The organism is Streptomyces sp. NPDC093544 (assembly GCF_040683495.1).
GTDB lineage: Bacteria > Actinomycetota > Actinomycetes > Streptomycetales > Streptomycetaceae > Streptomyces.
This window is the reverse complement of sequence record NZ_JBFBEA010000053.1, coordinates 1-24,673: the sequence shown is the minus strand read 5'-3', so window position 1 is coordinate 24,673 and position 24,673 is coordinate 1. Positions and strand designations below refer to the sequence as shown.

Here is a 24,673-nt window from a genome sequence, read left to right as displayed (position 1 = left end):
TGCCAGAGGTGACGGGTGGGTTGGAGGCGGCCTTGGCTGAGGCAGCGTCTCCTTCGTGGACGCAACGGGTTCGTGCCAAGTGTGACCTTGCTTCCTTCACTGATGTCCCTGAGGCTGCCGAAACGCTGGTGGGGCTGCTGATGGACGTCGAGGACACGGCGGTGACTTGACAGACGGCAGAGGCTCTGGCCCGGGTGGGGACGGCGGGTGCCGTAAGGCTCATCGCTTTCGCGGTTGCCGAGGTTGACGACAACCAGGCCGACTGGCTGCAGGCCGGGACATATGACGCGCTTGTGGGACCGGACGGTGTGCCGGACGTCGCAGCGGCCTGCGGAAATCCAGCGCGCGGCCAGGCGTCGGCACGTGTCCATGACCGTTACGAGCGTCGCTTGCAGGATCTTCCGTCGGCCGGGCACGCAGTACGGATCCTGCTCTCGGTGAGGCGCTTCGTATGCGCTGACGGCGCCTGTCCTCAGCGCACATTTGCCGAGCAGATACCAGCGTTGACCAGCCCGTACGCCCGCGTCACGGAACGGCTGGGCGTGTTGCTGGACCGGATCGCGCTCGCGTTGGCCGACCGTGCCGGGGCACGGATGGCCAACGCCCTTGGTCTGACAGTGAGGTGGGTGGGGCTGTTGAACCGGATTCGGGCGCTGCCCGACCCGTTCTACGACCCGCCACGGGTCCTCGGTGTCGACGACTTCGCCACCAGGCGCGGTCACCCGTAGGCCACTGTGATCACGGATGGTGAACGGCACCGGCCCATCGAGGTGCTGCCGGGTCGCGAGACGGCACCATTGGCCGCATGGCCGACGGCTCACCCCGGAGCTGAGGTGATCTGCCGGGACCGTGGCGGACCCTACGCCGAAGGCGCCGCGTACGGCGCCCCGGATGACCTGCAAGTCGCAGACCGGTTTCATCTGTGGCAGAACCTCTGTCAGGCGGTCGAGAAGTGCGTCGCGACCCACCGCGACCAGCTGCGTGCCCTCACCCTTCAGCCCGAAGAGGAGAACGCCATGATCTCGACTCGTCACCAGGTCAACCACGCTCAGGTCGACCGGCCCCAAGTGGTGGCCGGCGTTGACCAGCCGCACGCCGACCAGGCCGCGGGCTCGCAGCGAGCGCAGGAACTCGGCCCGGAACGCCAAGGTTTCATTGTCCCCGACCGTGACGCCGAGGACTTCGGGGTTGCTGTCCTCGGTGATGCCGGTGGCGATGATCGCGGCTCGCGAGACGATCTGGTGGCTGACCCGGACCTTGCAATAGGTGGCGTCCAGGTGGAGGTAGGGGAAGTGGGTGTGATCCAGCGGCTGGTCTCGGAAGATGACCAGCCGGGCGTCCAACCCGCCGCAGATTCAGGAGACTTCGCTCCTGGAGATCCCGCTGTCGCTGCCAAAAGCCTTGAGTCCGTGGCGTTGGAGATGCGCTCCCATGGCCTGCCGATTTGGGCATGCTACGGATCGCGAGGCGCGACGGGCGTCGACACGGGGCCGGGGGCAGGTCATTCGGCTCCGCCGGCGCGCCGGAGTGAGGGGGAACTCCCTTGGGTCGGCTGTGACTTTGGGGCGGGTGATCCTCACCGTACGGGCGGGCGCAGTCCCGGACAGTACGGGCCGGGACCGCGCCGTGGGAAGGATTGTGCGGTGGTGGGATCAGCTCAGGTCGACCTGGAAGACCTTGTCGGAACCGGCGGGCTGGCCGCCGTTGCCGTCGGCGTTGGTCGTGGTCAGCCACAGGGAGTTGAGACCGGGGACGGTCTCCACGGTGCGCAGCCGACCGTAGGAGCTGGTGTAGTACGCGACCGGAGTGCCGGTTTTCGTGCCGGTCACCGGGATGCGCCAGAGTCGCTGGCCCTTCAGAGCCGCGAGGTACAGCGCGCCGTCGGCGAAGGTGAGGCCGCTGGGGGAGGCCTCGCCGGTGGTCCATTGGCGCTTGGGGTTGGTCATGCCGGCGGTGGAGCAGGAGCCCTCGCAGGTGGGCCAGCCGTAGTTGGCGCCGGGCGTGATGAGGTTGAGCTCGTCGAACTGGACGTTGCCGAACTCGGCGGCCCACAGCCGGCCCTGGGCGTCCCAGGTGAGGCCCTGCGGATTGCGGTGGCCCAGCGAGTAGACCAGGGTGCCGAAGGGGTTGCCCGGCGCCGCCTGGCCCGCGGTGGTCATGCGCAGGATCTTGCCGTTCAGCGAGTTCTTGTTCTGGGCGTTGGCGGAGTTTTGGGCGTCGCCGGTGGTGGCGTACAGGTAGCCGTCCGGGCCGAACTTCAGCCGGCCGCCGTTGTGGTATGTGGAGCGGGCGATGCCCGTCAGGATGGTGGTGTAGTTGGTGAGCGTGGTGCCGTTGAAGGTCATCCGCGCGATGCGGTTGTCGTTCGCGGCCGAGTGCATGAAGTAGACGTAGTGATCGGTGTTCCAGTTCGGCGAGACGGCGACGCCCATGAGGCCGCCCTCGCCGCCGGTGGTGGACACGTTGGGGACTGTGCCGACCTGCGTCTTTGTGCCCGACTGGGTGAGGGTGTAGACCTGGAAGGAGTTGCGCTCGGTGATGAGAGCGCTGCCGCTGGGCAGCCAGCTGAGGCCCCAGGGGATGGTCCAGCTGCTGGAGACGGTTCTGATGCCGGTGGGGACGGAGTCGACGCCCGCGCCGGTGGCGGAGCTGTTGCCGACGGCCCCCACGAGGAGCCCCGCGGCCATCGTGCCGGCGGTGGCCACTGCGGCCGACCGGCGGCGCAGCCGTGCGCTGCTGGTCCCGATCCTTGTCATCGCGCCTCCTGCTGAAGGTGGTGAGCCTGGACGTTGCGGGTAAGCGGTGGGTCGCTCGGGCTCCGCACCAGCGGTCTGCGCTTCATGGGCGTTCTCTTGTCTGAACTCCTGTCCGACGCGTGAATGTTGCGCGCATGACAAGAGCGATGTGGGGGGCGGCGCGTGAGGCGAGTATCTGCGCTGGGATCGTAAGGAAGCTTTCCAGGTCAGTCAACAGGTCTGTACTAATACGGCTCGGTCGGCCGGTCGGCTGCGACATTGGGGACGGTCCCCAATGCGGCCTGTACGCAGCCCTGTTGGCGCAGCCGCCGCGAAGGACTACGACGCAGCCGGGTGCCGGTCCCCAGGATTCTCGGTCTTGACCATGACCACCTCGGGGGCCGCCCGGGATCCTGCAGGCGACCCGGTGACCTTCATCCGGACCGCGGCATACACGGAACGGCCTCGGGCCGGTGTTCGCATATGCGGTCGATGGGGAAGTCTCTCCGGCAGTGCTACCCGGCCCGCATGGATCCGCGGAATGTACGGAACGCGCACGGTCCCGTTCCGGGGATCACCCCTGCAGCGGACAGGGCGCTACGAAAAGGGCTCGATCATCCTGACCTCGAACAAGACCTTCAGCAAAGCGCACATGTTCCGGCGAACCTGTGTGAGGCGGCGGCGAGGTTTCACGGGTTCGGCCTTGCGGAGTCGACGAAGAGGGTCTGCTGTGTCTCATCTCGCCGTACTGATGACGTAATCGATCGCGGTGGCTACGTCCGCGGCGATATGGGTGGGCGTATAGGAGTCCTGGGCCCACGGCTGCCCGTTCGACACCCACACGCTGCCAAGCCCAAGCATGTGGGCACCGGCGATATCGGCATGCGGAGAGTCGCCAATGACCCATGCTCCGTTGAGGGGCACCCCGACGGCATCTGCGGCAGCGTGGAAGATCTCCGGTTCGGGCTTCTTGTGGCCGACCGCTTCGGAAATCACCCAGCTCTGGACGAGACGGTCGAGTCCGGCATGGCGGATCTTCGCCTCCTGTTGGGCAAGGAGGCCGTTGGTGACGATCACGCAGGTCCAGCCGTCAGCCAGGGCCTTGTCCAGGGCCCTGCGTGAGGGGGCCGTCAGCACGACGCGATCGGCGGCGCCATGCTCAAGCAGGGCATGGATGACCGTGGAGGGCACCATGCCCCGGTACCGGTCGGTCATGGCCTCGGCGACATTGTGGCGGGCGGTATAGCCGCTGGCGTCGAGGGTCATCACCCACGTGAGGTCGGTGACGGGCAGGTGGTGCTCGGCGAGGAACGCGGTGACGGCCTCGCGGAAGGCGGCGTCGCGGTCGACCAGGGTGTTGTCGAGGTCCAGCATCAGCAACGGCACGATCGGCAGTAGATCACGGGCGACGATCTCGGGGCAGGTCGGTTTCCCGTCCAGGATCGGCGCGCCTTCGACGCCATCCAGGACACCCTCCCGGGCAGCATCAATCCGGAAGAGATGGCGACCATCGCCAATCGGCGCTACGCACCCGAGTGCGACGCGGCCGAACAGACGGTGGTCAAGGACTACGGCCTGGTGGTGCGCTGCCAGAACCCGTTCGATCCCTCACGCAAGTCCGCGGCCTTCCTTGTGATGGGCTGCCACGGCTTCGGCACGGCCGGATCGGCTCAGCTCCTGCGAGATCCCGCCCTGGCACGGCAGTTGGCCTCGGAAGTCGAACAGCGAGACTTCGTGGCCATCGCGGAAATACAGGTGCAGGGCCAAGAGTACCGCTTGAGACAAGACGGGCGAGCGATCGGGCTGGGATCGATGGGCTTGGACGTCACGGGGTCGATGTCTCAATACTCTTGTCAGCTCCGATGAGCGCCGACCAGGCAAGTGACAGAACCACAGAGACCCCGCGCGGTGGATTCTCATCGGTCTTGCCAGTTTTCCGAGCCAACACCGCCTCATCGGAAGGTGGCCTGGCCGCCGAACTGGCGCTCCAACGCGCACCGTGCGGCATGAACGGAGGTCGTCCGGCGGTGTCCTGCCGAAGCGTGGTCGCTCTCGACGCGTTAGGTGACGCCTACGGCTTGGCCGACGAGGTGATCGGCGATCCGGCCTGGGCTGCGGAGTCCGGCACCCCCGCGTAGTCGGGCAGCTCGACGCCGTTGATCGCGCGCCCGACCAGCTCGGTGAACCATTCGCCGGCGAAATCGGGGCGCGGCTCGGCGTCTGGCCCGGGGACGTCGCGGCTGCGGGCGTTCAACCGGCCGATCTCCTGGTTGGCCTCGACGAACGAGCGCATCCGCGCCTCGTAGCGGGTGAACCCGGCGTCGGGGTCCCATCCGGCAGCGGCCAGCTCTCCGGCCAGCAGGTAGGCACCGACCAGTGCCAGCCCGGTGCCCTGCCCGGACATCGGCGACGAGCTGAACGCCGCGTCCCCGAGCAACCCCACCCGTCCACTCGACCAGCGGTCCATCGCCACCTGGGCGACCTGGTCGAGGTAGAAGTCCGGAGTGTCGTCCAAGTGCGCGAGGATGTCCGGGGTCAACCAGCCCAGGCCCGCCATCCGCTTCCGCAGCAGGACCTTCTGGGCTGCGACGTCACGGTGGTCGACGTCGAAGTCAGCCGAGGCGAAGTAGAACATGGCCATCGCCCGCGTGGCGTCCTGGATGGGCCGCAGGAGGGCGGAGCGCCCGGACTCCTGATCCTGGTACTCCAGCAGCCAGCGGTCCAGCCCGAACTCGTTGGGCACACTGCAGAAAGCCAGCACGTGCCCGAGGTGGCGGAGGAACCGCTCATGCGGCCCGAAGACCATCGCCCGCAGCTCCGAGTGCAGCCCGTCTGCCCCGACCACCAAGTCGAAGCGCCGCCGGTTGCCGCCCGCGAAGACCACGTCGACCCCGTCCGCGTCCTGGGCGAGCCCGGCGATTCGGTCGCCGAAGACGTACTCGACGCCGTCGCGGGTGTCGTCGTAGAGCACCCGGGACAGGTCCCCGCGCAGGATCTCGATGTCCGCGATGAACCCGTCGCCACCGTCGTCGTCGGCACGGAAGGTCTCCAGCACCTGCCCGTCCGCGTCCACGGTGTGCGCGCCGGCGGTGTCGGTGCACGCCGCGCGCACCGCCGCGTCCAACCCCATGCGCCCGATGACCTCCTTGGCGACCCCGCGCGCGTCCACCGCCTGCCCGCCGGGACGCAGCTCGGGAGCCCGCTCCACAACGGTCACCTCAGCCCCCCGCCGGCGCAGCCAATGGGCCAGCGCGGGTCCCGCGATGCTCGCCCCCGCCACCAACACCCTGGGACCGCTCACCCGCGTCCCCTGCCCGCCCGTCCGGATCGCGTGCCCCGGGTCGGAGTCGTCGACGCTCATCACAGCCTCCATCTGCTTCCTCCCGCACTGGAACGTCCCCAGCACAGGCCCACCGCTGTCGGTGTATCCAGCCATGTCGACCACGGATCCGCACAAAACTCATCGGTCACGGCAGACATTGATGAGGAACGCCAACTCCGATGAGACTCAGCCGCGCACAGGTACGGAAGAGTTCGGCGTTGCCCAGTTGGGCCAGCTCTTCCCGCAAGGCGGGGTCAGCAGTAATGAGGACGGACTTGAACTGGATACCGGCCTGGGTGCGGGCTTTGACTGCCGACGGCTTCGTGACCCCCACCACGTCGAGCAGTTGCGGGGCATGACATTTCACGAGGCGGGTCAGACGAGCGTCCACATTGCGGATCTGCTCGGAGAGCTGGCCGATCCGGTGTGCCAGCAGACCCAGCGCGATCCGAGTGGCCTGCAGCACCCCCTCCTTACGACTGCTCACATCGGCGAACGGTCCGGATACGGCCGTCACCTTGCTGATCACGGTGGGGGGCAACCCGGAACGCCTGGACAGTGAGGCGTCCTTCGCCGCTTTGTGCGGGGTCAGTCCCGTCGAGCGTTCCTCGGGACGCCGGCAGTACCGTCGCCTCAACCGTGGTGGCGATCGTCAGGCCAATGCCGCGATCAATCGCATCGTGTTCACGCGTCTGCGGGTCGACCCGTGCAAGCACACCATTCCGGAGCCGAGGAATCAGCGGGCCAACCGCCAACGACGGGGCAGCAGGGGCGGTCGACCGGCCGCCTTCGACAAGACGATCTATAAGCGGAGGAACGAAGTTGAGCGGACGATCAATGCCCTGAAGAACTTCCGGGCCGTGGCCACGAGGTTCGACAGGCGCGCCTACATCTTCCACGGCACCGTCACCCTCGCCTCAATCCGACTCTGGCTCCGCCCATGGTCCGCCGGACAGGCTCTAGGGTGAATCGCCGTTGTGACAGGTCAGACTTGATCGCCGTGTCAGGCAAGTCAGGCAAGTTGCTCGACGTTGGGTAGCGCGGCGAGCCGCCGACAGGGATCAGGCCGTCGAGGACGTCGACGACGAACTGGGACGCGGGGCATCGCTTCGAACCCGTCTCGCGAGTCGTCGTTCAGCACCGTGTGCGTTTCAGGTGACGGATGCTCAGCGATGGCTGGGCCTGCCGGTCAGTCGATGCCTTCGATGATGCGGAAGTCGCGCTCGACGCCGTCGGGGAGGGCCACCAGCGCCTTCTGGTATGCCTCGCTCTCGTATGCCGCGACGGCCTGTTCAAAGCTGTCGAACTCGATCAGAACGACGCGTTGCGTGATTCCGGCCTCGTGGGCGACGACTCGACCGCCACGGGACAGGAGGCGCCCGCCCCCAGCCCGGACAGCCGGACCGGCCAGCTTCTCGTAGGCAGTCAGCCTCTCAGGGTCGGAAATGGCGGGGTAGACACTGACCCAGTAGCCCTTAGCCATGGAAACCTCCTGCGTTCGGCCGGACACGTCTGACTTCGATTTGACAGTCAGATCGATCGATCCCGGCATGCGCAGGTTAGGGCTTGATGTGCGGTCGAGGGAAAGATCGGTACGAGATAGACTCAGAACGGATCGTTATCAATCGGCAGGGAGAGCACGTGGCGCCGGATACGGTGAGCCTGCGGTACTTCCTGGTGCTGGCGCAGGAGTTGAACTTCACCCGCGCGGCCGCACGGATCGGTATCGCACAGCCCGCACTCAGCGCCCGGATGCGCCGATTGGAGGCGGAACTCGGTACGGCCCTGCTGGTCCGCAACACACGTAACGTCGTATTGACCACGGCCGGTGCGGCTTTGGCGGAGTCCGCGCCGCCCGCGCTGGCGGCGCTGGACCGGGCATGGGACACCGCCCGGAGCGCGGCGGCCGGTGAACTGGGCACGCTGCGCATCGGATACAGCCTCAGCGCCGGGGCCGAGACGGCACCGGCCCTGGTGGACAGGCTGATTCGGGGCAACAGCGGACTCGAGGTCGGCGCGGTCCCGATGGCGACACCGGAGATCTCCCCCGCGGTCGCCGACGGCCGCATCGATGCCGGGATCACCCGAGGTGAACAACCGGGCCGTGGCGTGCGCCGGTTCCTGCTGCGGCGTGAGCGCATCGGGGTCCAGCTGGCGCAGCACCATCCGCTGGCCGAACACCCGGAGATCGAGATCGCCGACGCGGCCGCGTATCCGCTGCGACTCCCGGACCGTGCGGCCAACCCCGTGATCCACGATCAGCTGTCCGCAGTGTTCCGAGACACCCGACCACACCCTCGATTCCACACGCTCGCAGTCTCTTTCGACATGTCTCAGCGCGACCTGCGTGACGGGGCCACCCTCGCCCCGGCCGGAGAAGCCGCGGTCACGGCACAACCGGCCGGTCTCACCTGGCGACCGCTGCGGGGCGCGCCCAGCCTGACGTTCCATCTGGTCCTCCCACGCGAGCAGTCGCCGCTACACCGCCGCATCCGTGCCGTCGCCAAAACCCTGGCGCATGAGCTGCACTGGCTGCCGGACTGACGCGCAAGAGGTCAAGGTAGACGGACGTCTGCGGTGGCGAGGCCGAAGGCCCTGCGCCCGGCGGACTTCGCGATGATGACGACGACAGCGGTCTTGCTGAATGTCCGACACGACCTCGCTAAGCCGGCGGACCAGCATCCGAAAGCCCGAGCACGAACGCGCCTTCGAGGTACCTGCCGAGCGGCTGTACCAAGCACTCCAACGGACCCGAGCCGACTGGGCTGCCGACTGCGCGCGATGGCACCGAGACCACGAACTTGCCCAACAGACCCTTGGATATCGGTCAGGCAAGTTCTCTCCGGAGTACTTGCCTGACACCTGCTGGGCACCCCAGATAACGTGCGCTCAGCGCGCGCACGGCCGCCGAGGTCGACGACGGCGCCTCCGTGTCAGCCTGGCCCACACCGGGGACCTGGCCGTGCTTCGCGCGATGACGTTCGATCATGCTTCGGAGCTGAGGGTGTCGGTAGAGGACGTCGGTACTCACTCCTGCCTCACGGGCAACGGCGGTGAAGTTGACAGCTTGGCCGGTCTTGACGATCTGGGCGAGAGCAGGCCCGGGTGCGCGCTCCGTGCACTCTCATCGCGCAGCCGACGCTTCCAGGCCGGCAGCTGCTGTTTGCGATGCGACGGGACTGGTCACCGCTGGTGAACATCGACCGGCGCTCCGGCCAGCTGCCAGAACTGGGTGCCGCTGCCTGGCAGTTGGTCAGCGACTTCGACTACATGATGCGGGAACAGCCCTGGACCGAGGTGGCACGGTGGATAAACCGGCGCACGCTCACAATCCTCGTGTCGTGTCGTGGCTTGGTGCGGATGCCCAGATTCCGGAGTGGGGCGTCTATGACCTCGCACGGGCAGACGTGAATCTGGCGGCCAAGCGGGTCTGCCAGTTCCTCAAAGGCCGCGGGCCGCTCATCGAAGATCCCACGCTCCACCAGGACCGCGACCAGAAGTGGATCAACGAGGCCCTCGCCGCCCTGCCGCCAATGATCACCAGCGAACTGCGGACCGGGGTGTGTCCTGCCTGGAGAAGGACGGCGCGCGCACGAGGCCATCAGCTACTGGGCCATCCGCTGCTACCTCTTCGCCCTCCAGCCAGTCATGGACCAGTGGGTCACGGAGAACATCACCAGCCTGCGGGAGATCACTGCAACGCAGGTCAGACAGAGCGTCAGAGCCGACCACTTAGGCTTCGCGGCCGGGTCGTACGCGGACGGCTTGGGGCTGGTCATACGGGGTGGAACTCCTATCGATGCCCTCTCAGGCTAACCCGGCAAAGCGGGATGTCTCACCCAAGGCTGACAGACAGGGCACCGCATACGGCACGACTGTGGGAGTGACTGACGAGGCAAGATCGCGATCTGCTGCTGGAGTATCAGGTGATGTTTGGCCAGAGCTGGCCGAACGCCGCTACGGCAAACGTAAAGCGCGCGAGCAGCCACGTACTACGTTCGCTACGCGCAGAAACGGCCAGGAGAGGGCCCCTTGTATGCGCTTAAAACCCATTCCGCTTGCAAGGAACTGGGGTAATGAACACACCGTCTCCCCCTGCATCCGAACCAACACAGGGGGCATCTATGGATCCCGCTCTCCAGCGGCCGCAACCTCGCCGCCGCTTTCGACTGCGCTCGTGGCAGGTAGTGATCGCGGCTGTGATAGCGGCCGTGGCGACCGTCGTTGCCGCCTACCTCGCCACCAGCGACGACGATTCCGGGGAAACAGGGGGAGGGGCAGGTGTAACTGAAGCGAGCACTTCACCCGCGATCCCGACGCCGAGCAGCAGTTGTCAGTTCCCGGCCGTTGAGCTGAGCGCGCCGGAACAAGCGGGAGCCACCTTCCAGACCACGGCCAAGTTGAACTGCCCACCACCTGCTGGGACGAAGTACTACCTGGTCGCTCAGCTGGACAACTTCGGAGACCCGGGTACCGAGCACACCATCTACTGCCCGAAGGATCCGATCAAGCCGGGCCAGGCGGCAAGGACCTACACCACGACGCGCGACATCCAGAAATCCGAGCTCCACTCCAAGCGCGCAATGTACTACCTGAAGGTCACCAACGAGCAGGAGCAGGAGCTGATGGCCAACCTGCAAGACGAGTGCGCCTTCAAACTTCCGGCAGGCGTCGAGACCGTGTCCAACTCCGTCACCGTGGAGCGAGCGTGGAAGTAGTGCCCATCGCTAGAGGGTGAGATGAGGCGCGGTCCGGGGTGCAGCCCTCGGGCCGACGCCTGGGGCGCAGCGATCGACCAGACTCAAACATATGGGCGAATCGGACGGGCCCGGAGGGGCGCCAGATTCCGGCAGGCCTGCTTGCCCGGAGCCGGGATGCTCCATCGAGGGATAGCTGAGCTGGGAAGACGCTGATCGGCGTGTGCTCGGTGCCGTCGTGTTTCTCCCGCGGCGGGGTGGAGTGGAGCGCCATGGTCTCTTTGCGGGATGAGCCTCAGGTCCGGGAGGCCGCGAACCGGGCCGTTCGGCCAGAGGGGACGAGGGGAACGGAAATCGGCTGATGGAGCGGAACCGGCTGGACGAGGAGGCACCGGGACGGTTCACTCTCGCCCGCCTCGGGCCGGGTTCGGGCAGGCCAACTCCCGGTGACCAAGGGCTGCTTCACGAGGCTCCGCTGACCCATCGCTGCAACGGGTCCCCCTGACCTGCACCGAGCTTCCAGTCAACGATCCAGTGTGGCCCGCTCTGGGACGATGCCTACGGCGTGCCGGGAAGTCGGACCATGACGAGGAGACCGCCGGCTGGGCGGGGGGCGAGGTCGAGGGTCCCGTCGTGGGCGCGGACGATGCTGTGCACGATGGCCAGGCCGAGGCCGACGCCGGCGTGCTCGTCGGTGCGTACGCGTTCCGTTCCGCGCTGGAAGGGTTCGGCGAGGGTCGGTACCAGTTCCGGTGGAAGCCGACGACCCGTGTTCTCGACCCGCAGCACGCTCGTTTCGCCGTGCGCCTCGGTGTGGACCGTCACGGTGCCGCCGACGGCGAGGTTGTGGACGATGGCGTTCTGGACGAGGTTCGTCACCATTCGCAGCAGGAGCTCCGCGGAACCGCGGGTCCGAGCCTCCCTGCCGGTGACGTCGAGCGTGATCCCGCGCTGTTCGGCGAGAGGAAGCAGCGTTTCGGCGGCTTCTTCGGCGATGAGGGAGAGGTCGATGCTCTCGCGGGTGTGGTTTCCGCGGTCGCCGCGGCTGAGCAGCAGGAGTGCCTCGGTGAGGTCAATCGCTCGCGTATTGACAGCGTGCAGGCGTTCGATGAGTTCGCCGCGGTCCCGCGTGGAGTCCTTGCGGGCGACGTCCAGGAGCGTCCGCGAGATGGCCAGCGGGGTGCGCAGTTCGTGGGAGGCGTTCGCGGCGAACCTCTGCTGCTCGGCGACGTGGGACTCGAGTTGTTCGAGCATCGAGTCGAACTCGTCGGCGAGTTCACGGAATTCGTCCTGGCGGCCGTCCATGCGGATCCGGTGGGACAGCGATCCGTTCCCGGCCATCCGTGCCGCGGCCGTCATCCGTGTGAGTGGTGCGAGCATCCGGCCGGCGAGGATCCACCCCCCGACGAGGCCGAACACGAGCAGGAAAACCATCGCCACGGCCGCGGCGGGGGCGAAGGTGCGCACAAGGAGGTAGCGGTTGGGCGAGATCCCGAGAAGGCCTTGGGAGTTGTCGGGTACGTAGCGCAGCAGGAACCCCCACACCACGGCCAGCAGGAGAGCGCCGGCGACGGCGAGGAATCCGGCGTAGCTGAGGGTGAGTTTCAGTCGGGCGCTGAGCCCTGGGCGTCTACGCATGTGTCCTGCCCGGGTCGGTGGTGGCCCTGTCGGGGGCGATGGTGTCGATCCGGTAGCCGACGCCGGGCACCGTGGCGATGATCCACGGTTCGCCGAGTCGTTTGCGCAGTGCGGAGACGGTGATGCGCACGGCGTTGGTGAGGGGGTCGGCGTTCTCGTCCCAGGCCCGCTCCAGCAGCTCTTCGGCGCTGACCACCCCGCCCTCGGCGGCGACGAGGACTTCAAGGACGGCGAACTGCTTACGGGTCAGCGCGACGTAGCGTCCGTCACGGAAGACCTCCCGGCGGAAGGGGTCGAGCCGCAGGCCCGCGATCTCGTGGACTGGGGGCCGGGCATACGCCCGTCTGCGGTCGAGCGCCCTCAGCCGCAGGACGAGCTCCCGCAGCTCGAATGGTTTGGTGAGGTAGTCGTCGGCGCCGAGCTCGAACCCGGAAGCCTTGTCGTCGATCCGGTCGGCAGCGGTGAGCATGAGGATCGGGATGCCGCTGCCGGAGGCGACGATACGCCGGGCGACCTCGTCGCCGGAGGGGCCGGGGATGTCGCGGTCGAGGACTGCGAGATCGTAGGAGTTGACGCTGAGCAGCTCCAGTGCTAGGTCGCCGTCACCGGCGATGTCGGCGGCGATCGCCTCCAGCCGCAGACCGTCACGGACGGCTTCGGCCAGGTAGGGCTCGTCCTCCACGATCAGTACGCGCATGTCTGAAGCCTAGCCAGCACAACTTATCGCCGACGTATGCAAAGACGTATGCACACGAACACGCGGCTCAGCCGGCCGGTGCCGGCGCGGGGCGCGGCTGGTCCGACGGCGCTTCCGCCGTAGTACGCCACCAGCGGCGCGACGCCAGCGCGGCCAGCACGGCGCCGACGGCGTTGACCAGTACGTCGTCCACGGAGGACACCCGGTCAAGCCTCAGCACGTACTGCGCGGTTTCGACCAGGACCGAGCAGCCCGCCCCGAGCGCCAGGATCCGCGGCACGGACGCCAGCGCCGCGAACCGCATAGGGGCGAAGAACCCCAGCGCCGCGAAGACCAGCAGGTTGCCGGCGATCCCGAGCGGTCCCATCGTGACCAGGTCCCCCAGCGGTAGCAGGCTCACCCGGGCGGGGACCACACCGGCTCCGGCGCCCGGCATCATGGTCAGCCACAGGAACGGCACCGTCCCGTGGACCATGCCCACCTCGGCCAGCGACATCCGCCACGCCGATGTGACACCGGCGGCACGCCGACGGCGCGCCAGAGCCCACGCCACCAGCGCGGCCAACGGCAGCGAGGCCAACGTCATGAGCACCACACCGTTGAACGTGTCGAAACAGCCGTGCCACCGCCCGGCCATGCACGTGGGGGCCGACATCATGAGTGGCCCCCGCACGACGAACGCGCCGCCCGCCAGGCCGAGGATCGCCAGGCTGAGGAGCGCGATCCTGCGCATGTGGCGGGGCGGTGCTGACGGGGATGCGTTGTGGGTCATGCCCCCATTGCGGACGGAGGGCCGTTGCGGTGGCGTATGCCATTTTCGATATGCCGGCGATACACGGAGTCCCCATCGTCAAAGAACCGGGGCTAGCCAGCCCTGAGATGGTCTCGCCGCTGGTGATCGCGCCGACCCGGCTACTGCAGGTGGTGAACAACTCGTCCGTGAAAGCGTCGCACTGCCGAGCATCCAGGAGTGCGCAGGTCAACCCGATGGTTCTGCAGATGAGAACAGAAGCCCGCCCGGCATCGCGAGGACAGCCGTCACGTCACGCCACACGCGGGTCCTGACGTTCTGCTTCACAAAGAAGTCTGTTCCCACTCCCAGGGCTTGGCGTAGATCTGCTGCAGCAGTCCGGCGAAGGCATCGCTGTCGAAGAGCAGGCCGTTGTACTCCTGCGGGATCCGCTTGCCGTTGATCACAGCGGTGGGCGTCCCCGGTCCCTCTGGTTCCTCGGTTCCCCCGGCCCGTTCGTACGCCTTTTCGGAGGCGGTGACGAAGGAGCGGTACTTCATGCTCTTCACGGCCGCGTCGAACTCCGGGCCACGCAGGCCCTCCACCTCGCCTGCCAGTTCCAGCAGACGGGCGTCGGTGTAGCCGTCGACGCTCTCCTCGGGCTGGTTGGCGTAGAGCATCTCGTGGTACTCAACGAACTTGCCCTCCTCCAGCGCGGCGCGCAGAGCGTTGACTGCCTTCTTCGACCCGCTGCCGCCGACCCGGTCGTCCAGGAAGGAGGCCAGGGTGTACTCGGTTCTCGCCCGGCGATCCAGCATCGCTTCCCGTAGCTTCGGGGAACCCCCGGTGCTCTCGAACTCCTCGCAGACCGGACAACGCGGATCCTCATACAGACGCACGGCCACCTTCGCGTCCGGATCGCCCACCAGGATTGTGGTGCCGTCCTTGTGAAGCGCCTCCGGCAACTTCTCCGCGCTCTCGAACCTGGGCTTGGCCTCCGCCCCTCGGTGCCCGCACCCCGCCACCATCAGTACCGCAGCCGCGCACAGCACAGCCCATCCACCCCCACGCACCATGCGCTATCCCCTCCCCAGAGAACAGCGCGACTCTAGATCATCAGCATGGCAAACGCACAGGCGATTCCGCTCGCCGGAGACACAGACGCTCCGCACATCGCACCATGCCCGGTCCGCCTACCGGCTGCCTGTTGCCCGCACCCGGGCAGGTCGCCGGCAGCCGGCGCAGACGAGGACACGTGCAGCAACTCCCGCGCGGACGGCGCCAAACCGCGGCCAGTGGGGTGGTGAGGCGGCGAAGAAGACACGCGGGGGCTCGGGGCAGTCCGCAGAGTCGATGAACCTCGTTTCGGATCGCAGGTCCGCTGAGGAGAGCGGCTCTGCGAAGCCGACTATTCGCCAGCTGAGCATCTATCAGGTCCGCTCGCTCAAGGTTCGCGGCCGCCAGGCGCACTCGGTCGAGCCGGGCTCCCTTCAGATCCGCGCCGCGCAGGTAGGTCAGCCGAAGATCGATGGGCTCTCCACCGTCGAGAGCGAGTGTTGGTCCCGCACCCGGGAAGCCGCCTCCCGGGCCTCCAACTCCTCGATCAATGAGCCCATCAGAGTTGCCTCCTCCACCGCCACGGTAGAGACGGGAAGACCCGAACACACCCCGATCAGCGTTGCCTCGACTCACGTTCCCTTCAGAGGGGCCGCACCCAATTCGAAGACGACCTCCAACGACGCTTCGAAGGCGCCGTCGCCGAGAGCTGGCTCGGCGAGATTGAAGGCATCGACCTCGCACTGCGCTTCCTGCGCGACAAGCGAATCCAGGCCCGGAGACTGCAGCGGATCACCCGCAACATCGATCTCGGCCTACCCGCCGTCCGAGCCACAAAGAATCATGATCAAAATGCAGAGAACAGCACCTTCGACACCGCGGACCAGCGAGTCGCTCGTGCCGGTCTGACCTCGGTTCGGCGACCAGTGATCCTCCCGGAACGTGTATCGCGGACGTATCGAAAATCGCATACGCCGCTGCAACAGTCTCCCGTTTTCAGTGGAGTCATGGACCACAGCGCATCAACGGTCAGTTCGTCCATCGGGAAAGGACTGTGATCATGGACCCGGATTCCGTACGCGATGTCGACCGACGGCGGCTGCTCGGGTGGGGCGGGTTGGCGGCCGCCGGCGTGGTGGCAGGCGCGTCGCTGGTGGGCGCCCAGCCCGGCCACGCCGACCAGGCCCCAACCGACCCGATCCCGCCAGACACCCGGCCTGACGGAGCCTACGACCGGTATGTGGCGAAGTTGGCCGCCGAGGGCAAGTTCTCCGGCGTGGTGCTGTTGTCGCACCGGGGCCGGACAGTGCTGTCCCGCAGCTACGGCATGGCCGACAAGGAGAAGGGGATCGCCAACCACGAGGGCGTCGCGTTCAGCCTCAGTTCGGCGGGCAAGCCGTTCGGCTCGGTGGCCATCTTGCAGTTGGCGCAGCAGGGCAAGGTGAAGCTGTCGGACACGGTGGGCACCCATCTGAAGGGCTTCGCCAAGGAGATCGCCGAGCAGGTGACCATCCACCACGTGTTGTCCGGCACCTCCGGGCTCGACAGCCCGGAGGAGGACGTGCAACGCGTCTTCCAAAGCCGGGATGAGGTGCACGAGTACTACGAGCAGCGGGCCCGGCAGGCGAAGCTGGTGGGTGTCCCGGGCTCCCCTGACACCGCCCATGAGGAGGTGGAAGTCACCATTTCCGCGCTGATCGTGGAGGCCGTGACCGGCAAGACGTACTGGGACTACGTGCAGGAGAACATCTTCGGGCGCTGCAACATGACCGGCTCGGCGTTCTACACCAGGCCACAGTGGCTCACCGACGAGCACATCGCGCACCCGTACATGGAACTGGCCGACGGCAGAGTGGTGGATGCCGTCCGCAACCTGGACAAGAGCAGCCCGGACCCGAACGTACTCGGCAAAAATCCGGGCCGCGCCTTCATCGATGCCCCCGGGGACGGTGGCTTCGCCACCGCGCCGGATCTGGTCCGGTTCGCGAGCGCGCTGGGCGACGGAACGGTGCTGGACCGGCCCTGGGCCGACGTGCTCACTGCCGCCAAGATCCCCCATGGACCGGCGTCGTTCGGGGCGTACGGGATTCCGGTCTCCATCGTCAACGGTCAGTGGAACTACCAGCGCGCCGGTGGCAACCCCGGTGTCAGCGCCAACTGGGACATCTACCCGTACACCGGCTGGGTCGCTGTCATTCTCAGCAACCACGACGGCGTGCCGCTGCAGGAGATGATCGGGCAGGAGATGCAGGCCATCACCGGGGCCCCGGTTGGCGGGGGATCAGGTGGCTGAACTACCGGGGGATTCCGCGTATGCACGGCCAGTGCCGTGTGCGGGGGCCTGGTCGGCGCCGAGACCGTCCTCGAACTCCGCGCCCTGAACGACAGCGGCGCCACTCAGCACTGGGATACTGCACCCCGATCGAGTACGAACTACGCTTTGAGCAAGACGCCATCCTCGCCGCCAGTTAGCCACCGCCGCTGGAACCCAAACCGTGGGGCACGTCAAGATGTCACCCGATCGTGCACCAGACCCATTTTCGTCCGCGAGGCTGGTGATGTGGATGGTCAAAGCTATCAAGGGCACCGAGACATCAAGTCTGTGTGCTCTATCGGGTGTTTGACGGCTTCGGCAGTTGTGACGATCTCTTGATCGGTAGCCTTCTTGTTATGAGTGCCACCCCGCGACGAGTCCCCAGGAGAGGCGACCTGGAGCCGTTGATGCGCTGTTGCGGATACCGCTTCACTCGGGCCGGGACGGTCAATGGAACCGAGCGGTCCAGCGATCCCGCGGATGTTTCCGCGGCTCGCCGCGCGGGGTGGCCGGTGCGTGAGCCTGAGCAGTGGGGTGCGTCTGAGATCGTCGAGCGCGCCGTCACAGCGGCCTCGGCACTGCACGAGGAGGCGGTGCTCGGTGCGTTCGTCGCTGGGTTGGGCAGCGCCCCGCGGGGGCGGCAGACGGTGATCTCCTACGGGTGGGCACGGTTCCTCGACACCGCTCCGCGAGACGAGGACGGTGTCCCCGATTGCGGCCTGAGCCCGGTATCCGAGGTCGACGTCACTGAAGGGCTGTTGCGTCTCGCACTCGGCTGGGCATGGAACGAGATGCCGGAGCACTACCTGCCGGACCTGGAAGCCGCAGCAATACAGGGGCTGCCGCGGCCGGAGGAGGAAGATCGTGAGCGGATGCGCGCGTTGCTCGATCTCATTCGCTCGATGCCGGCCGGGACGAGACCGAGCGAGCTGGAGAAGGAGATTGCGCGGGCGAAGATCGTGCCCGGCACTGACAAGTATCAGCGTTACGGCATCCTTATCGGACTCGCCGAAACCGGGGTGCTTCCCAGCACGTCTCTGTCGCCGATGTGGGACCGGTTCATCCCCACCGCCGAGAGACACGCCGCATACCGCACGCTACGTGGCGCACCGCGCTCGGACGTCACAGTGCCACTGTCAGGATGGCGTGGAGGCCTCGACGAACAGCGCGCCTCACGACTGCTGGACGCATGAGAGTAGTTCCCCTCGCAGGGCGCCCTGACTGCGCCCTGTCCCCGCGGTGTGGTCCAGGTCCTCAGCCCCGTATTGCCCAGCCGGAGACAAGACACCAGCACAAGCGGCGCATGCGCCTGTGACGCAGCCGTTGGGGGCGCCGAAGGTTGAAGGCGGCCCTCTCGTCGGGCTGGTGGTGTGACCGGGTCTGGCTGTGATCGTGTTTGGTGGGGTGGGGGTGTCTGTTGCGGTGAGCTTTTCTGGGGGCTGGCTCGTGTGGTGGCCGGTGTGGGGCCGGTCAACGAGGTGTACGTGTGGGCTTGCGTGCTTTCATCGGCTCCGGGTTGGACAGGGATCCGCCACACTCGCTGCCCGTGCTGGCAGACCACTGCAGGTACGCCGTGGACTGGGTGGCGGACGAAGTCTGCTGGGGGCTGGCGGTGGACGCCGTTGAGTGGGACGGGTGGCGGGAGTTGTGTCTAGGGGGGTGTGGTGTTGGGAAGGGGTAGCCCTGTCGATCGATCACCCCCCATTGCCACGAACTCCCGTGTGCCTAAGGAGAGATGACCTGTGCTCAGATCAACGAGCAGGACCATGCTGGCCGTCCTGGCCGCGCTGTGCGGACTGCTTTTCACGGCTGCTGTCCCCGCTGAGGCCACCGCCGCGACCCGGCACGGTTCCCGGTTCGTGGTGAGCGAGGGCCAGTTCGAGCGTATGTTCCCGGACCGGAATGCCTTCTACACCTATGACGGTCTGCTCGAGGCCACCGAGGCGTACCCTGCCTTTGCCCGCACCGGCAGCTGGACTGTCCGCAGGCAGGAGGCCGCAGCCTTCCTCGCCAACGTGAGCCATGAGACCGGCGGTCTGTTCTATGTGCGGGCGCAGAACGAGGAGTCCTACCCGGTTTTCTGCGACGCCACCCAGCCCTATGGCTGTCCGGCCGGGACCTCTGCGTATTACGGGCGCGGGGCGATCATGCTGAGCTGGAACTTCAACTACAAGGCCGCAGGGGATGCGCTGGGCCTGGACCTGCTCAACAATCCCTGGCTGGTGGAGACTGATCCGGCGGTGGCCTGGATGACCGCGTTGTGGTATTGGAACACCCAGACCGGCCCCGGGACGATGACCGGGCACGACGCGATCACCGGGGGTCACGGCTTCGGACAGACGATCTGGAGCCTCAACGGTTCCACCGAGTGCAACGGTGGCCGGCCCGACCAGGTGCAGCACCGGGTGGACCTCTACCTCGAGTTCACCGGCATCCTGCACACGACGCCGGGCGCGAACCTCACCTGCTGAGCTTGCCGGTGGCGGGTCCGCACACCCGCCACGGACAGCGGCAGGCCGGTTCCTTCGTCCTCGGTTCGCTGTCGTCCGGCCTGGGCCTGGCACTGTCCCGCCGTGCCTGCCACGTAGCCGCTCGTTCCAGGGTCGACAGCCGGTCTTGGAGCTGGCGGCCGGGCATGCCGAAGTAATTCCCGCTCCGCCGGGTTGTCACCCGTAGCGTCACCGAGGCGGGATGTCTTGAAGCGAGTCGGACACCGGCTGCGCCTCGGCTTCATCCATGGCTTCCCGTGTTTCTCTCCCGGTCGAGCATGTCATCTGGCAGGGCCCAGGCCGCAGCAGCAGGCTACCCGCGGCGAGCGTTGTCCTGCGCGATCGGCGGCGGTTCGGGTTGGTGATGGGATGGCGTGGAGAAGTGCGGTCCGGTTGTGGATTGTGGGGTCTCCGGCTGCGGCTGCAGCTGCTGTTTCTCGGTAGATGTGCGGGTCATTGTCGATGCCGGTACGCGTCTGGTGGCGCTGCTGTCGCATGCACCTCCTGGAACGGTGCTGGTGCAGCGGGGGCGTGGGCGGGCCTGCGATGGAGGTCCGTCTGGGGGTGGTGGGTTTCTGAGTGGGCGGCGCATGAGGTATCCCGGTTGGGGGACTGCGAAGCGGTGCCATGCACGGGGTTGGGTTTGTCGTGTCGCACGGCAGGCGAGCCGGCCGGTCATTGCTGCCGGGCGAGGAGGTGGACGGGCGGAGCGTCGCCGGGTGCGGGCCCGTGTCGAGCACGTCTTCGCCCGCATGAAGATCTACAAGGCGTTCCGTCTGCGGGTTGATCGGGGTCTCGGGTGGGCGGGAACGCGGCCGGGGTTTCAGTAGCGGGTGCGGGTGCGGGTGCGGGTGCGGGGACTGGGACTGGGACTGGGACTGGGACTGGGACTGGGACTGGGACTGGGACTGGGTTGGGGTTGGGGTTGGTTGGGGGCGTTGCTAAGAACCGTCCATCCGGTATATTTGTTTGTCGTTGGTGGGGCTTGGGTGGGGGCTGGGTGGTTCAACTCGGTTGGGGGGATGGGGGGTTGGGGCTGTTCGGGGCGGGGTGACTGCCGTGTCTGGTGTGTTTGTGGGTGGGTTTTTCTTCGACTGTTTCGCTGGTCTTATGTCTCGCTGGTCTTGTTGATGTCGTTGGTGTTGTCGGTGTTGGTGTGTGTCTGGGGGGTGGTTTGTGGTGGTGCGTGGTGTTGGGGGGCGGGTTGGGGTGCAGGTGGTGGTGTGTGGGGGTGGGGTGGTGGGGTTGTTGGTGGCGTGTGTGTTGGCGGGGCGTGGGGTGCGGGTGGTGGTGGTGGAGGCGGGGGTGGAGGTGTGTCGGCGGCCTCGGGCGACGACGGTGCATGCGCGGGCGGTGCAGTGTCTGGTGCGGGGTGGGCATCTGGCGGGGCTGGCGGGGCTGGTGGGGGCGGGTGGTGGTGCCGGGCTGGCGGGGGCTGGTGGGGTGGCGGGTTCCGGGCCGGCGGGGGTTGGGGTGGGTGGTGTGTTTCATTTTGCGGGGTTGGGGGGTTTGTCGATTTCGGTGCCGGTGGGGGAGCCGGTGCCGATTTTGAAGTGTTCGCAGGAGGTGTTGGAGCGTCATTTCGAGGGGCGTGCGCGGGCGTTGGGTGTGCGGGTGTTGCGGGGGTATCGGGTGGTGGAGGTGTGTGAGGGGCCGGGTGGGGTGGTGGTGAGGGCGGAGGGGGCGGAGGGTCGGGTGGAGTTTGTGGGGGTGTGTGTGGTGGGTGCGGACGGGGCGCGGAGTGTGGTGCGGGAGCAGGGCGGGTTTGTTTCGCGGTCGTATCCGGCGACGGTTTCGGCGATGGCGGGGGATGTCCGGCTGGTGGGGGGCGGGGGTCTGGAGGCGGGGTGGCATCGCACGGAGCGTGGCTGGGTTGTGGTGAAGGAGGTGGGGGGTGGTGTGGTGCGGTTGCGGACGTTGAATTGCGGGGGTGCGGTTGCGGGGCGGGGTGTGCCTTTGAGTGTGGAGGAGTTGGGCCGGGAGGTGTCCTGGATCGTGGGGCGGGATGTGGCGATGGGGGAGGGCAGGTGGCTGAGCAGGTTCAGTGATTTTTCCCGGCTGGCCAGGTCTTATCGCAGGGGGCGGGTGTTTTTGGCGGGGGATGCGGCGCATGTGCATTTCCCGATCGGTGGGCAGGGGTTGAGTACGGGGTTGCTGGATGCGGTCGATCTCGGCTGGAAGCTGGCGTTTGCGGTGCGCGGTTGGGCAGGTGAGGGGCTGCTCGACAGTTATGACGGGGAGCGTCGGCCCGCCGCGCAGCGGGTCATCGACCACACGCGGGCGCAGCTCGCTTTGATGCGGCCCGGTCCTGAACTGGATCCGCTGCGGGCGCTGTTCGGGGAGTTGCTGGCGGGGGGAGGGGAGAGTGGTGTGCTGGCGTCGATGGTCAGTGCCCAGGACACGGTGCTGCCGGCGCGCGGGGCGGGCTCCTCGCCGTGGGAGGGAAGGTTTCTGCCCAATGTGGGTTTGGTGACCGGGGAGGGTGCCACCGATGTGATCGCTCTGCTGGGTGAGGGGCGGCCTTTGCTGCTGCTCTTCGGCGGGTCGGGCAGTGCCGGTTACGTGGAGCAGGCCCGTGGGTGGGCCGGTGTGCTGCGGGTGGTGCATGCCGAGCCGGTGCCTGAAGTGCCTTGTGAGGCGCTGCTGGTGCGGCCCGACGGTTACATCGCGTGGGCGTCGGGGGGTGAGGGGCCGGCCGCGGCTCTGACGGCGTACTTCGGTGCGGCCGGGGGCCGGGGGGCGGGGGCCGGGGGTCTTCTTGCCGCTTCGGTCAGCTGACGGGTGCCGGCCGCGGCGCGGGGTGGAGGGTCTGCAGCTCGGCGTGGACGGCGGCGCCCCTGCTCTCGGCGAGGTCGACCGCGGCGAGTACGGAGGGGACTGCCACGCTGGGCAGCAGGTGCCGCAGCAGGGCGCTGACCCTGCGCGGCAGGTCCTGGTAGTTGCACAGGGCCTGGGACATGGCCTGGATGCCGGCGAAGGCGCCCACCGCGACATCGGCGGTCTCGGCCGGCACGACGTGGGGGAGCAGTTCCCCCTGGGCCTGGGCCTTCTTCAGCAGTTCCGCTCCCACTGCGCTCCAGTGCAGGAAGGGGGCGCTGCGGTCCAGGCCCTGGGCCTGCTGGTCGAGGGAGAGGCGGACTCCTGCCCGGACCATGGGGTCGGTCTGCAGGCGGTAGGCGTGCAGGACCACGGTGTCCACGAGTTGCTGCACCTTGCAGGCGCGGTCGGGGATGGGCAGCCGCTGGTCCTGTTCGTGGAGTACGCCCTCGGCGAGGTGCTCCTTGGAGGGGAAGTGGAAGTACAGGGCTCCCTTGGTCACTCCGGCGGCGGCGAGGATCTCACTGATGGTCGCGGCCTGGTAACCGTGTTCCTCGAAGACCTTGGCTGCTGCCAGCAGGATCGTCTGTCGGGTCCGGATCGCCCGGTCCTGCTTCACCACGTGCGGCCTCCTCCAGTTGATGAGCCCGGAGACCCATAAAAAACCGTCCAGTTTGTATATTACAGCTGTTTGTGCTGCGCGCAGCCCCCTGGCTCGTAGCGGATTCAAGGAACTGCGCAGAACCATCGCTGCACGCAGGGGAAAGTGACGAGGGAGGGGGGAGGGAGGAGCGCGGGCGGGGGCTTGGATGGTGCCGTGGCCTGGCGGGGGGCCTGCGGTGATCTGGTGACCGGGGCGGGCGGGGGGTCGGGGCCGCCGGGGTGGTGGGCTGTGTGGTGGCTGGGTGGTTTCCCGCCGGTCCGCGCGTCCGTCTCATGGCCGGGCGGGGATCGCGGGGGCCGTGTCGGTGGTGGAGAAGGCCGTCGGGGATTACAGGGACACGGGGACCAGGGGGGACTGCGGGGATCGCGGGGGTCTACGCCCCCGCCGGCCCGGGCTCCGGCGGGGGCGGGGACGGTGTTCCTCCTCGCCGCTCGCGTCGCGGGCGGCGGCGGTGCCCGGTGGGTGCAGGTGCGTGTCGTGCGGTGGTCGGAGTGCGGCCGGTGGCGGGACTCTTCGGGGGTGCTGTCCGGGGCGGCCGGGGCGGCGGCCCCGTCTTTTCACCCGGTGGCGGGACGCTGGTGGGTGACTGCTGGGTGCCTGCGGCCGGGGGTGGGGTGGGGTTTTGTGTCTGTGTGTTCCCGTCCGCTTCCCTGTCCCGGTCCGTTTCCTGGTGTCGGCGTATGTCTCTGGTTGGACTGCGGAGTGCAGGTGAACGTGCTCAGGGTTGAATGGGTTGGTGGGGAGGCCGGGTGGGGTCGTGGTGCGTGCGGGCGAAGGTGTCGTTTGCGTGGTGGACGGTGTCGGGTTGCGGTGGTGCCGGCCAGATGCTCAGAAGGTGTTCTTCCACAGGGGTGTCGCTTTCGTGTGCATCGCCTTCGTCGCGTCCGCGTGCCTGGACGCGGATGCGGTACCAGCCCGCCCCGGCCGTGGCGAAGTTCCCGGCATCCTCCTCGACATCCCCGCCCCACCGGAACAGCCGCAGGATGCCACTCGTGCTGCAGATGCTCACGTCCACTACGGTCTCCCACTCCTGCCCCGGCAGGAGTGGTTCATCCGCGCAGTGCCGGGTGGTCAGGCGTATCCAGCCGGTGTGCGTGCCCGCGAGCACCGTGAGGTGTTCTGGGCCCCCGGCTGCCAGGCTGTTTCCCGCGAAGATCCGCCCGACCGTGTTGCTGTCGTCGTATTCGCTGAGGAAGTCGTCGCCCTGGAGGTAGTACTGCCCGTAGGAGACGAACATGCGATCCGAAGTCCACGTGGTGTAACGCATCCACCGGATGATGCCCTGCCCCACTGGCAGCGCTGAAACGGCCCTGCACCCGGCTTGGTGTCCTTGGGCAGCTGCGCACGTTCATCTGTACCTGGCTGTGCATATTGAGCCGTATGCCGACACTCGCAGGCTCAGTGCAGTGTCCGTGCAGTGTCCGTGTACGGTCCGTGCACGGCGGGGGGTGTCGGGCAGTGCTTGTGCGGGTCCACGGGACGGTGCGGAAGCCGCTGTGCACGTCCCGGCCGGG

The 24,673-nt window shown here is 67.5% G+C and carries 20 protein-coding genes and 3 pseudogenes; 10 read left to right on the top strand and 13 right to left on the bottom strand.

Going from position 1 to position 24,673, the window contains the following annotated elements; genetic code table 11:
- Nucleotides 1-194: 194 nt before the first annotated feature.
- Both AB0N66_RS41295 and AB0N66_RS41290 read left to right on the top strand, forming a co-directional pair.
- Nucleotides 195-728 (top strand): transposase family protein, encoded by a 534-nt coding sequence (locus AB0N66_RS41295; RefSeq protein ID WP_365445762.1) that lies wholly within the window; start codon nt 195-197, stop codon nt 726-728.
- A 6-nt stretch (nt 729-734) separates the two neighbouring features.
- Nucleotides 735-956, top strand: a pseudogene (locus AB0N66_RS41290) (transposase); the annotation flags it as partial.
- Nucleotides 957-1,055: 99 nt separating this feature from the next.
- Here AB0N66_RS41290 and AB0N66_RS41285 read toward each other — a convergent pair.
- The 3 genes and pseudogenes from AB0N66_RS41285 to AB0N66_RS41275 all read right to left on the bottom strand — a co-directional run.
- A pseudogene (locus AB0N66_RS41285) lies at nt 1,056-1,385 on the bottom strand (transposase); the annotation flags it as partial.
- Between the two features lie 267 nt (nt 1,386-1,652).
- Nucleotides 1,653-2,756 carry a PQQ-dependent sugar dehydrogenase gene (locus tag AB0N66_RS41280; RefSeq protein WP_365445735.1) on the bottom strand — a complete coding sequence of 368 codons (1,104 nt, stop codon included), beginning with the start codon at nt 2,754-2,756 and terminating at the stop codon, nt 1,653-1,655.
- A gap of 714 nt (nt 2,757-3,470) precedes the next feature.
- A complete protein-coding gene (locus tag AB0N66_RS41275) occupies nt 3,471-4,109 on the bottom strand; it encodes an HAD family hydrolase (protein ID WP_365445732.1) in 639 nt (212 codons plus the stop codon).
- 126 nt (nt 4,110-4,235) lie between these two features.
- On the opposite strand from AB0N66_RS41275, the gene AB0N66_RS41270 reads away from it, so the two are divergent.
- The gene (locus tag AB0N66_RS41270; RefSeq protein ID WP_365445729.1) at nt 4,236-4,601 is read left to right on the top strand and encodes a hypothetical protein; all 366 of its coding nucleotides are present in this window, start codon (nt 4,236-4,238) and stop codon (nt 4,599-4,601) included.
- Nucleotides 4,602-4,806: 205 nt separating this feature from the next.
- Here AB0N66_RS41270 and AB0N66_RS41265 read toward each other — a convergent pair whose 3' ends face one another.
- Both AB0N66_RS41265 and AB0N66_RS41260 read right to left on the bottom strand, forming a co-directional pair.
- On the bottom strand, nt 4,807-6,096 hold the full coding sequence (locus AB0N66_RS41265; protein ID WP_365445726.1) for an FAD-dependent monooxygenase: 1,290 nt from the start codon (nt 6,094-6,096) through the stop codon (nt 4,807-4,809).
- 106 nt (nt 6,097-6,202) lie between these two features.
- Nucleotides 6,203-6,586 carry a hypothetical protein gene (locus AB0N66_RS41260; RefSeq protein WP_365445765.1) on the bottom strand — a complete coding sequence of 128 codons (384 nt, stop codon included), beginning with the start codon at nt 6,584-6,586 and terminating at the stop codon, nt 6,203-6,205.
- Here AB0N66_RS41260 and AB0N66_RS41255 point away from each other — a divergent pair.
- Nucleotides 6,534-7,025, top strand: a pseudogene (locus AB0N66_RS41255) (transposase); the annotation flags it as partial. The gene AB0N66_RS41260 and the pseudogene AB0N66_RS41255 sit on opposite strands and share 53 nt — an antisense overlap.
- A 221-nt stretch (nt 7,026-7,246) precedes the next feature.
- On the opposite strand, the gene AB0N66_RS41250 reads toward AB0N66_RS41255, so the two are convergent.
- Nucleotides 7,247-7,540 carry a DUF1330 domain-containing protein gene (locus tag AB0N66_RS41250; protein ID WP_280703198.1) on the bottom strand — a complete coding sequence of 98 codons (294 nt, stop codon included), beginning with the start codon at nt 7,538-7,540 and terminating at the stop codon, nt 7,247-7,249.
- A gap of 158 nt (nt 7,541-7,698) precedes the next feature.
- Here AB0N66_RS41250 and AB0N66_RS41245 point away from each other — a divergent pair, with 158 nt between their 5' ends.
- Complete coding sequence (locus AB0N66_RS41245; protein ID WP_365445723.1) at nt 7,699-8,601, top strand: LysR family transcriptional regulator; 903 nt, start codon at nt 7,699-7,701, stop codon at nt 8,599-8,601.
- A 1,667-nt stretch (nt 8,602-10,268) separates the two neighbouring features.
- The gene (locus AB0N66_RS41240) at nt 10,269-10,775 is read left to right on the top strand and encodes a hypothetical protein (protein WP_365445720.1); all 507 of its coding nucleotides are present in this window, start codon (nt 10,269-10,271) and stop codon (nt 10,773-10,775) included.
- A 537-nt stretch (nt 10,776-11,312) separates the two neighbouring features.
- On the opposite strand, the gene AB0N66_RS41235 is transcribed toward AB0N66_RS41240, so the two are convergent.
- From AB0N66_RS41235 to AB0N66_RS41215, 5 genes are all read right to left on the bottom strand, one after another.
- Complete coding sequence (locus AB0N66_RS41235; RefSeq protein WP_365445717.1) at nt 11,313-12,392, bottom strand: HAMP domain-containing sensor histidine kinase; 1,080 nt, start codon at nt 12,390-12,392, stop codon at nt 11,313-11,315.
- Complete coding sequence (locus AB0N66_RS41230; RefSeq protein ID WP_365445714.1) at nt 12,385-13,089, bottom strand: response regulator transcription factor; 705 nt, start codon at nt 13,087-13,089, stop codon at nt 12,385-12,387. Before AB0N66_RS41230 ends, AB0N66_RS41235 begins: the two co-directional genes overlap by 8 nt.
- Nucleotides 13,090-13,156: 67 nt before the next feature.
- On the bottom strand, nt 13,157-13,861 hold the full coding sequence (locus AB0N66_RS41225; protein WP_365445711.1) for a VanZ family protein: 705 nt from the start codon (nt 13,859-13,861) through the stop codon (nt 13,157-13,159).
- Nucleotides 13,862-14,163: 302 nt separating this feature from the next.
- Nucleotides 14,164-14,895: a thioredoxin domain-containing protein gene (locus AB0N66_RS41220; RefSeq protein ID WP_365445708.1), complete on the bottom strand. Its 732-nt coding sequence runs from the start codon at nt 14,893-14,895 to the stop codon at nt 14,164-14,166.
- 40 nt (nt 14,896-14,935) lie between these two features.
- Nucleotides 14,936-15,328, bottom strand: a complete 393-nt coding sequence (locus AB0N66_RS41215) for a pentapeptide repeat-containing protein (RefSeq protein WP_365445759.1) — start codon at nt 15,326-15,328, stop codon at nt 14,936-14,938.
- Nucleotides 15,329-15,935: 607 nt separating this feature from the next.
- Here AB0N66_RS41215 and AB0N66_RS41210 point away from each other — a divergent pair.
- The 4 genes from AB0N66_RS41210 (at nt 15,936) to AB0N66_RS41195 (ending at nt 22,456) form a co-directional block, all read left to right on the top strand.
- The gene (locus AB0N66_RS41210; RefSeq protein WP_365445705.1) at nt 15,936-17,168 is read left to right on the top strand and encodes a serine hydrolase domain-containing protein; all 1,233 of its coding nucleotides are present in this window, start codon (nt 15,936-15,938) and stop codon (nt 17,166-17,168) included.
- 533 nt (nt 17,169-17,701) lie between these two features.
- Nucleotides 17,702-18,382, top strand: a complete 681-nt coding sequence (locus AB0N66_RS41205) for a hypothetical protein (RefSeq protein WP_365445702.1) — start codon at nt 17,702-17,704, stop codon at nt 18,380-18,382.
- Between the two features lie 573 nt (nt 18,383-18,955).
- The gene (locus AB0N66_RS41200; RefSeq protein ID WP_365445699.1) at nt 18,956-19,660 is read left to right on the top strand and encodes a chitinase; all 705 of its coding nucleotides are present in this window, start codon (nt 18,956-18,958) and stop codon (nt 19,658-19,660) included.
- Between the two features lie 1,176 nt (nt 19,661-20,836).
- Nucleotides 20,837-22,456 (top strand): FAD-dependent monooxygenase, encoded by a 1,620-nt coding sequence (locus tag AB0N66_RS41195; protein WP_365445696.1) that lies wholly within the window; start codon nt 20,837-20,839, stop codon nt 22,454-22,456.
- Here the strand turns inward: AB0N66_RS41195 and AB0N66_RS41190 are convergent.
- Together AB0N66_RS41190 and AB0N66_RS41185 are read right to left on the bottom strand one after the other, a co-directional pair.
- Complete coding sequence (locus AB0N66_RS41190) at nt 22,449-23,117, bottom strand: ScbR family autoregulator-binding transcription factor (RefSeq protein ID WP_365445693.1); 669 nt, start codon at nt 23,115-23,117, stop codon at nt 22,449-22,451. The two genes, AB0N66_RS41195 and AB0N66_RS41190, sit on opposite strands and share 8 nt — an antisense overlap.
- Nucleotides 23,118-23,877: 760 nt before the next feature.
- Nucleotides 23,878-24,426 carry a hypothetical protein gene (locus AB0N66_RS41185; protein ID WP_365445690.1) on the bottom strand — a complete coding sequence of 183 codons (549 nt, stop codon included), beginning with the start codon at nt 24,424-24,426 and terminating at the stop codon, nt 23,878-23,880.
- Between the last annotated feature and the right edge of the window lie 247 nt (nt 24,427-24,673).

What these genes read in the sequence shown, in the direction of transcription:
- AB0N66_RS41280 (WP_365445735.1), bottom strand. Translation starts at nt 2,756, where the DNA reads ATGACAAGGATCGGGACCAGCAGCGCACGGCTGCGCCGCCGGTCGGCC.
- AB0N66_RS41275 (WP_365445732.1), bottom strand. Translation starts at nt 4,109, where the DNA reads ATGCTGGACCTCGACAACACCCTGGTCGACCGCGACGCCGCCTTCCGC.
- AB0N66_RS41270 (WP_365445729.1), top strand. Translation starts at nt 4,236, where the DNA reads ATGGCGACCATCGCCAATCGGCGCTACGCACCCGAGTGCGACGCGGCC.
- AB0N66_RS41265 (WP_365445726.1), bottom strand. Translation starts at nt 6,096, where the DNA reads ATGAGCGTCGACGACTCCGACCCGGGGCACGCGATCCGGACGGGCGGG.
- AB0N66_RS41250 (WP_280703198.1), bottom strand. Translation starts at nt 7,540, where the DNA reads ATGGCTAAGGGCTACTGGGTCAGTGTCTACCCCGCCATTTCCGACCCT.
- AB0N66_RS41235 (WP_365445717.1), bottom strand. Translation starts at nt 12,392, where the DNA reads ATGCGTAGACGCCCAGGGCTCAGCGCCCGACTGAAACTCACCCTCAGC.
- AB0N66_RS41230 (WP_365445714.1), bottom strand. Translation starts at nt 13,089, where the DNA reads ATGCGCGTACTGATCGTGGAGGACGAGCCCTACCTGGCCGAAGCCGTC.
- AB0N66_RS41225 (WP_365445711.1), bottom strand. Translation starts at nt 13,861, where the DNA reads ATGACCCACAACGCATCCCCGTCAGCACCGCCCCGCCACATGCGCAGG.
- AB0N66_RS41220 (WP_365445708.1), bottom strand. Translation starts at nt 14,895, where the DNA reads ATGGTGCGTGGGGGTGGATGGGCTGTGCTGTGCGCGGCTGCGGTACTG.
- AB0N66_RS41210 (WP_365445705.1), top strand. Translation starts at nt 15,936, where the DNA reads ATGGACCCGGATTCCGTACGCGATGTCGACCGACGGCGGCTGCTCGGG.
- AB0N66_RS41200 (WP_365445699.1), top strand. Translation starts at nt 18,956, where the DNA reads ATGCTGGCCGTCCTGGCCGCGCTGTGCGGACTGCTTTTCACGGCTGCT.
- AB0N66_RS41185 (WP_365445690.1), bottom strand. Translation starts at nt 24,426, where the DNA reads ATGCGTTACACCACGTGGACTTCGGATCGCATGTTCGTCTCCTACGGG.